The sequence below is a fragment of the Pseudomonas sp. genome (genome assembly GCF_050739995.1).
Taxonomy (GTDB): Bacteria; Pseudomonadota; Gammaproteobacteria; order Pseudomonadales; family Pseudomonadaceae; genus Aquipseudomonas.
The window spans coordinates 1-8,518 of the sequence record NZ_JBOICG010000028.1 but is presented as its reverse complement, the minus strand read 5'-3'; the positions used below and the strand labels follow the sequence as shown (position 1 = coordinate 8,518).

General features: G+C 59.8%; 4 protein-coding genes. 1 reads left to right on the top strand and 3 read right to left on the bottom strand.

Annotation, left to right across the window (positions count from 1 at the left end):
* Window positions 1-83 precede the first annotated feature (83 nt).
* The 3 genes from ACRESD_RS00860 to ACRESD_RS00850 are packed head-to-tail and all read right to left on the bottom strand — an operon-like array spanning window position 84 to window position 4,994.
* Window positions 84-1,448 carry an HlyD family type I secretion periplasmic adaptor subunit gene (locus ACRESD_RS00860; RefSeq protein WP_431749201.1) on the bottom strand — a complete coding sequence of 455 codons (1,365 nt, stop codon included), beginning with the start codon at window positions 1,446-1,448 and terminating at the stop codon, window positions 84-86.
* Window positions 1,438-3,594, bottom strand: a complete 2,157-nt coding sequence (locus tag ACRESD_RS00855) for a type I secretion system permease/ATPase (RefSeq protein ID WP_431749200.1) — start codon at window positions 3,592-3,594, stop codon at window positions 1,438-1,440. Before ACRESD_RS00855 ends, ACRESD_RS00860 begins: the two co-directional genes overlap by 11 nt.
* A 41-nt stretch (window positions 3,595-3,635) precedes the next feature.
* Window positions 3,636-4,994 carry a TolC family outer membrane protein gene (locus ACRESD_RS00850; RefSeq protein WP_431749199.1) on the bottom strand — a complete coding sequence of 453 codons (1,359 nt, stop codon included), beginning with the start codon at window positions 4,992-4,994 and terminating at the stop codon, window positions 3,636-3,638.
* A 337-nt stretch (window positions 4,995-5,331) separates the two neighbouring features.
* Between ACRESD_RS00850 and ACRESD_RS00845 the strand changes: the two genes are divergently transcribed.
* On the top strand, window positions 5,332-8,518 hold a 3,187-nt coding region (locus ACRESD_RS00845; protein WP_431749198.1), incomplete at its 3' end, for a retention module-containing protein.

Below are 8,518 nucleotides of genomic sequence, written 5' to 3'. Positions count from 1 at the left end.
GGGCAAGCCCGCTCCCACACTTGGAATGCATTCCAGGGTGGGAGCGGGCTTGCCCGCGAAGACGTCAGCAAAGGCAGTAGAGATTACCGCTCGTGCAACGCCTCGGCCCGCGCCTTGATGATCGGCTTGAGCAGGTAGCTCAGGATGCTTTTCTTGCCGGTGATGATATCCACCGAAGCCACCATGCCTGGGATGATCAACAGCGGCTTCTCATCGGTGCCCAAGTGGCTGCGGTCGGTGCGCAGGGTGATCATGTAGTAGGTGGTTTTCTTGTCTTCGTCGGTGATGGTGTCGGCACCGATGCGTTCGAGTTTGGCCTTGAGACCGCCGTAGATGGTGTAGTCATAGGCGGTGAATTTGACGACCGCTTCCTGCCCCGGGTGCAGGAAAGCGATGTCTTGCGGACGGATCTTGGCTTCCACCAGCAGGGTGTCGTCCAACGGTACGATTTCTACCATGTCGCTGCCCGGCTGGATCACGCCGCCGACCGTGTTGACCAGCAATTGCTTGACGATCCCGCGTACCGGCGAGGTGACCAGGGTACGGCTGACACGGTCTTCCAGGGCGCGGCCAGTGGACTCGGCCTTGTTCAGTTCGGTGCGGGCTTCGTTGAGCTGGGTCAGGGCTTCACTGCGGAACTTGCCACGGGTTTCGTCGATCTTGCGCTGCACTTCCTTGATCGCCGATTCGGCCCGGGGGATCGCCAGGGTGGTGGCGTCCAATTGACCACGGGTTTCCATCTCGGCGCGCTTGAGGCGCAGCACTTCCACCGGCGACACCGCGCCCTGGGCCACCAAGGGCTCGGACATGTTGATTTCCTGACGTTGCAGGGACAACTGGCTGCGGTACTGGCCTTGCTTGGAGGTGAATTCGCGCAGTTCCTGCTGACGTTGCACAAGCTGTTCCTGCAGGCCACCGACTTCGTCTTTCAACTGCTGGCGACGGCTGTCATACAACGAGCGCTCGTTGGCGGCCTGGCTTGGCGCGGCCTTGAGTACATCGTCAGGAATGTTCAGTGGGCGGTCATCCACCTGGGCACTCAGACGCTCGACACGCAGTTGCATGGCCAGGCGCAGGGCTTCGGTTTCACCGGCGTTGGAGACAAATCGCGTGTCATCGAGACGAATCAACGGCGCGCCGGCTTCCACCACCTGGCCTTCCTTGACGTACAACTCGGCGACGATACCGCCTTCCAGGTTCTGGATTTTCTGCAGCTTGGACGATGGGATCGCCTTGCCGTCGCCACGGGTGACTTCGTCGATGCTGGAAAAGCCGGCCCAAACCACCAGGAACACGAAGAACGCGATGATTGCCCAGATGGTCAGGCGGATAACCCGCGGTGCATCTTCGATCAGCGCCTTGTTGACCTCAGGCAGGGGCTGGCCCTGCAGCGAGTCGGAGCCTTTGAAATAGCGGCCGACCGCGCTTTTGATGGAGTTAAGCAACACTGATCTGCCCCTTTTTCAACGCTTCCATGACCACGGCTTTCGGGCCGTCCGCGAGGATCTGCCCACGGTCGACCACCAGCAGGCGGTCCACCAGCGAGAGCAGTGAGGCACGGTGAGTGACCAGTACGACGGTCTTGCTTTGCACCACGGCTTGCAGGCGTTGTTTCAAGCGTTCTTCACCAGTGTTGTCCATGGCGCTGGTGGGTTCGTCCAGCAGCAGGATGGGCGGGTTGAGCAACAATGCGCGAGCCAGGGCGACGTTCTGGCGCTGGCCGCCGGAGAGGTTCTGCCCACGCTCGCCGACTTGCAGCTCATAGCCTTGGGGGTGCAGACGCGCGAACTCGTGCACGCCAGCCAGTTCGGCGGCTTGCAGGACCATTTCATCTTCGACGTAACGCGCACCGCAGACCAGGTTGTCGCGTAGCGTACCAGCGAGCAGCTGGATGTCTTGGGCAACGTAGCCGATGTTGTGGCGCAGTTCGCTGACATCGATCTGGCGCACATCCACGCCGTCCACCAGCAAGGCACCGGAGTCCGGCTGGTAAAGGCCGACGATCAGCTTGGCGAGGGAGCTTTTGCCCGAACCGCTGCGGCCAATGATGCCGATTTTTTCGCCCGGCTTGATCACCAGGTTGATGTTTTTCAGCGCAGGGTTCTGTTGATTCGGGTACGTGAAGTTAAGGCCGCGGCATTCGATGGCACCTTGCAGGGTGCGACGGCTCATCGGGCGCTCTTCGAAATTGCGCTCCTGGGGCAGCTCCATCATCTGGTCCACCGAGGTCATGGTGACCTTGGCTTGCTGGTAGCGGGTCAACAGGCCCGACAGCGAAGCCAGCGGGCTCAAGGCACGACCACTGAGCATGTAGCAGGCGATCAGGCCACCCATGCTGAGGTTGCCGTCGATGATCTGGTACACACCGAACACGATCATGATCACGCCGGCCAGTTGCTGGATCAGCAGGGTCATGTTCATCGACAGACCCGACAGCAACTTCACTCGCAACTCAAGGCGGCTCAAGGTGCCGATGGTCTGTTCCCACCCGTACTGGCGCTCGCTTTCAGCGTTGTTGACCTTCACAGCGTCAAGCCCGGCGAGGGTTTCGATCAGGCTCGACTGGCGCTCGGCGGCCAGCGCCATGGTGCGTTCCATGGTTGCGACCAGTGGCTTTTGCAGGGCATAGCCGATGCCCAGGGCAATCGGGAACGCCAGCACTGGAATCCACACCAGGTGCCCGCCGAGGATGGCGATGACCAGAAAGATCAACAGGGTGAACGGCAGGTCGATCAGGCTGGTGAGGGTCAGCGACGCGAGAAAGTCCCGCAGGCTCTGAAACTCGTGGATGTTCTGCGCGAAGCTGCCGACCCGCGCCGGACGGTACTTCATGGACATGCCGACAATGCGCTCGAACAACGTGGCCGAGATGATCAGGTCGGTCTTTTTGCCCGCCAGGTCCAGGCACAGGCTGCGCAGGCTCTTGAGGACCAGGTCGAACAGATAAGCGCCGCAGATACCCACCGCCAGCACCCACAGGGTGGCCGTGGCCTGGTTGGGCACCACACGGTCGTACACGTTCATCACGAACAGTGGCGCGGCCATGGCGATGATGTTGATCAGAAAACTGGCGGCGATGGCGTCGGTGTAGAGCCAACGCGAACGCTTGAGGGTGTCGCGGAACCATGAGCGCGCCCGAGGAATCAGGCTGCCATGGTTGACGTCGAATTTGTGTTGCGGCTGGGCGAAAAACACTTTGCCGATGTAATCGGCAGCCAGCAGCTCGCGCTTGATGATGACTTCACCGCCATCACTTTCACTGAGCAGGATGCGGGCTTCGTCCTCGCCTTGCCAACCAACCAGCACGGTACTGCGCCCATCTTTGAGCAACAGCAGCACTGGCAGGGCAATCGTCGGGATCTGTTCCAGCTTGCGTTGCAGCACCCGCCCTTGCAGCCCGGCACGGGCCGCCGCACGGGGCAGCAACTCGGCACTCAGCCGCTGCGAAGGCAGTGGCAGGCCGGTGGTGAGCATGGTCGCACTGGCCGTTTTCTGATGCAGGGCGCAAAGCGCAAGCAACCCGTCAAGTAACGGGTCGTCGTGCAGCGTGCGTGGATCATGGTTGAGATGAACTCGACTGACTTCGGATTCCACGCGGTGCACTCTCGACTAACAGATGGGGCTATAGGGGTGGCTCAATTCATCCCAGGCAGTTGGACTTTAGGCTTCACGTCGGTTTGCACGACGGAGGCCATTGGTGCGACTACACCCTGGCTTTTGAGCAATTCGCCCATGGTCGCCTTGATTCGATACTGAGTAAATAACTGAATGTTCTTGATCTCTTCCAAACGACGGGAAGCGGTGAACAATTCGTTCTCACTGTCGAGCAAGTCGAGCAGGGTACGTTGACCGAGACTAAACTGTTGCTGGTAAGACGTGCGCACGCGGGTGCTGTGGTCCACGTATTGCTGGGCTACCGGCAATTGGGCGTTGGCGTTGTTCAAGGCGTTCCAAGCCAAGCCTAGCTCTTCATTGAGTTGGCGCAAGGCGTTGTTGCGGATGTCCAGGGCCTGGTTGGTCTGGTACGACTTGGATTGCAGGTCAGCCTTGTTGCTGCCACCGGCGAACAGGTTGAAGCGCATGCGCACCATGGCTTCCCAGCCGTTGTTGTGGCTGGCGTCACCCGAAACATTGTTGTCGGCGTTGGTGCCCAGTTCGGCATCAAAGCGCGGGTAGAAGGTGGACTTGGCCGCTTCGTACTGCTTCTCGGCGGCGGAGATATCCGACTCGGCCGAACGCAGGATCGGGCTGTTGTCGAGCATCTGGCGGCGCGCTTCATTCAGGTCTGCCGGCAGCATGGCCATGAACGGCGCTGGACGTTCCAGTTGGTCGGGCATCTGGCCAACGGCGCTGAGGTAGTTGACCTGGGCGTCGGCCAAGTTGGTCTGTTCGGTGATCAGGTTGTTGCGGGCCTGGGCCAGACGCGCTTCGGCCTGGTCCTGGTCGGCACCGTTGCCAACGCCGCGCTGGGTGCGCAGTTTGATCTGATCGTAGATGCGTTCGTGGTTGCGCAGGTTCTCTTCGGCCAAGTGCACGAACTCGCGACGGGTCAGTACATCCAGGTACACCTGGGCAACGGTCAGGCCGGTGCGCTCGGAGGTACCGAGCAAGGAGTAGGCCCGGGAGTTGACGTTGGCTTGTTGACGGCCGACTTCGCTGGAGGTAGCAAAGCCGTCAAAAATCATCTGTTGCAGGCGCAGGCTGGACTCGCCGCGGTTGAGCGTGTCCCAGTGGTTGCCGTTCGGGCCGTTGGCGGCGCGAGTGGTGGAGTTGTCGGTGCCTTCGCGGCCGTAACCGGCGTTCAGGTCAACCCGTGGCAGGTAACCACCTTGGGCGGCCCGCAGTTGGTAATCGGCCGCGATACGGCTGTTCACACCGGCCTGAATTTCCGGGTGCACATCCAATGCCTGCTGCATGGCTTGGGGCAATGTTTGGGCTTGTACAAAACCAGCGGCGAGAACGAACGGTATTGCCTTGAACAGATGCAAACGCATTTAGAAATTCCCCAGGACTTCTTGTCTCAAATCACAGCGATTCGCGTCGCTGCGTCGGATAATGGCTACCGTAATGACCGTACGTCGGAAAGTTCAAAAAGCGGAACTGCTTCACACATGTAGGACGGTTCGCCGCATAAATATCAATGTGACATTACGGGACCAATTGTTTAGGATGGCGGCCATAAGGTCAATAGTTTGGCATAAACTAGATAACGAATAAATCTAGCCAATTATTTGACGCCATTATCATTATAGACTAAGCCCCCTCCTGTTTGGCCCTCCCGCGAGCGGCCACATGGAAATCATCAGAAACGGATCGCCGGAGAAAATTTTAATGAGCAGTGTTGTTGCCATCGTCAAAAGCATTGTTGGTCAAGTTTTCGTTATTTCTCCGGAAGGGACGCGCCGTGTCTTAGTAGAAGGTGATCGCCTGTTCGCGGGCGACCAGGTAGACACCGGTATGTCGGGCGCGGTCAGCCTGGAACTGGCTGATGGCCGTACGCTGGACCTGGGCCGTGAGACCCAGTGGAGCGCCGACCTGCCGGACTCCACCCTCGACCTGGCCACCGCCGCCGCGAACGCTGCGCCGTCGGTTGCCGAGCTGCAGCAAGCCATCGCCGCCGGTGCCGACCCGACCACCGAGCTGGAAGCCGCTGCCGCCGGCCCGAACGCCGCCGGTAATGGCGCTGCGGGCGGTGGTCACAGCTTCGTCGTACTGGACGCGACCGCCGGTCGCGTAGACCCGACCATCGGCTTCCCGACCGCAGGCCTGGGCCAAGCCAACTCGGCGCTGACCCAAAACGTCGGCGCCCAGCCTGGCGGCAGTGACGGTGGCCTGACCCTGCAGACCGCCACGCTGACATTGGGCGCCACGCCGACCATCACTGAAGCCGGCGGCGTGCTGACCTACACCGCCACCGTCACCCAGGCCCCCATCGGCAACCTCACCATTACCTTGTCCAACGGAGCGGTGATCACCATCCCGTCGGGCCAGTTGACCGGCACCGTCAATGTGCCCCTGGCCCCGAACGACAGCCCGTACATCGACCCAAGCCAGATCAGTGTCAACGTCACCGGCACCACCGGCGGCAACAACCTGGTGCTGACCATCGACACCACGCCGGCCGTGACCCAAGTCACCGACACCATCGACACCACCACCGTCACGTTGACCGCGGGTAACACGGTCACCGAAGGCGGCGCCATCACCTACACCGCCACCTTGACCAACCCGGCGCAGACGCCGGTGACCGTCACGTTGAGCAATGGCTCGGTGATCACCATCAAGGCTGGCGAGTCGACCGGCACGGTGGTTGTGAATACTCCGGCCAACGACGTCTACAACAATGGTTCGACTGTAAGCACCTCGATTACCGGTGCGACTGGCGGTAACTTTGAGAATCTGGTGCCGAACACCACGCCTGCGGTCACCACGATTACAGATTCGATCGATACCACCACTGTTTCACTGACAGCCGCCCAGACCGTTACCGAAGGCGGCCAGATCACTTATACCGCGACCTTGACCAACCCGGCGCAGACGCCGGTGACCGTCACCTTGAGCAATGGCTCGGTGATTACTATCAAGGCAGGTGAATCGACCGGCACGGTAGTCGTGGATACTCCGGCCAACGATGTCTACAACAACGGTTCTACCGTCAGCACCACCATTACCGGCGCGACTGGCGGTAACTTTGAAAACCTGGTGCCGAACACGACGCCAGCAGTCACCACGATCGTTGATTCGATCGACACCACGACCGTAACGCTGACCGCCGCCCAGACCGTCACCGAAGGCGGCCAAATCACTTACACCGCCACCTTGACCAACCCGGCACAGACGCCAGTGACCGTCACCTTGAGCAATGGCTCGGTGATTACCATCAAAGCAGGTGAGTCGACCGGCACAGTGGTCGTGGATACGCCGGCCAACGACGTCTACAACAACGGTTCTACCGTCAGCACTACGATTACCGGCGCGACTGGCGGTAACTTTGAAAGCCTGGTGCCAAGCACGACACCTGCGGTGACCACGATTGTTGATTCGATCGACACCACCAACGTTTCACTGACCGCCACCGGAACGGTTGTCGAAGGTGGCCAGATCACCTACACCGCCACCCTGACCAACCCGGCGCAAACCCCGGTGACTGTCACCTTGAGCAATGGCTCGGTGATTACTATCAAGGCGGGCGAGTCCGTCGGCAGCGTGGTGGTCGACACCCCGCCGAATGATGTCTACGTCAACGGCAGCACCGTCAGCACCACCATTACGGGCGCGACTGGCGGCAACTTCGAAAATCTGGTGCCGAATACCACTCCAGCCGTCACCACGATTACAGACTCTATCGACACCACGACCGTGACGCTCACCGCGCCGACCGAGGCGAACGAAGGTGGCCAGATTACGTACACCGCTACGCTTTCCAATAAGGCGGGTACGGATGTCACGCTGAAACTCGACAATGGTTCGACCATCACCATCAAGGCTGGCGACACCGTTGGCACTGTGACGGTCAACGCACCGGGCGATGACGTGTTCATCGACAAGAGCACCCAGACCGTCAAGATCACTGACGCTACGGGCGGTAACTTCGAGAAATTGGAAGTTGCGGGCAATGGTGCGACTACCACGATCAACGACACCATCGACAAGGTCGATGTGGTTCTGACCGCGACTACTACAGTCGGCGAAGGCGGCAATATCGTCTACACCGCCAGCCTTGTGGATAAAAACGGCGCGCCGGTGACTAACATCACCAATCCGTTGACCGTGACTTTGGACAATGGCCAGACCATCACCATCGGCGTAAACCAATCGAGCGGTTCTGTTTCGGTTGTTGCTCCGGATGATGTGTACAAAGGCGACCAAACCGTCACCACGGCCATCAAAAGCGTTACTGGCGGCGAGCATTTCGAGAACTTGGTGCCTGGCACTACACCGGTGAATACCACCGTCACCGACACACCGGGCACCGCAGATACCACCACCGTCACGCTGACTGCGCCAAGCGAAGTCAACGAGGGTGGTCAGATCACGTACACCGCGACCTTGAGCAACAAGGCAGGTACTGACGTCACTCTGAAGTTGGACAACGGTTCGAGCATCACCATCAAAGCCGGTGACACCGTCGGCACCGTAACGGTCAATGCACCTAGCGATGACGTGTTCATCGACAAGAGCACTCAGACCGTCAAGATCACTGACGCTACGGGCGGTAACTTCGAGAAATTGGAAGTGGCCGGCAACGGCGCAACCACCACGATCAACGACACCATCGACAAAGTGGATGTGGTTTTGACCGCTACCACCACCGTTGGCGAAGGCGGCAATATCGTTTACACCGCCAGCCTTGTGGATAAAAACGGCGCGCCGGTGACCAACATCACCAATCCGCTGACTGTGACCTTGGATAACGGCCAGACCATCACCATCGGTGTGAATCAGTCGAGCGGCAGCGTTTCGGTTGTTGCTCCGGATGACGTGTACAAGGGTGATCAAACTGTCACTACCGCCATCA

Bases quoted from the DNA above. Each gene is read 5' to 3' on its own strand.
- ACRESD_RS00850 (WP_431749199.1), bottom strand. From the start codon at position 4,994: ATGCGTTTGCATCTGTTCAAGGCAATACCGTTCGTTCTCGCCGCTGGT.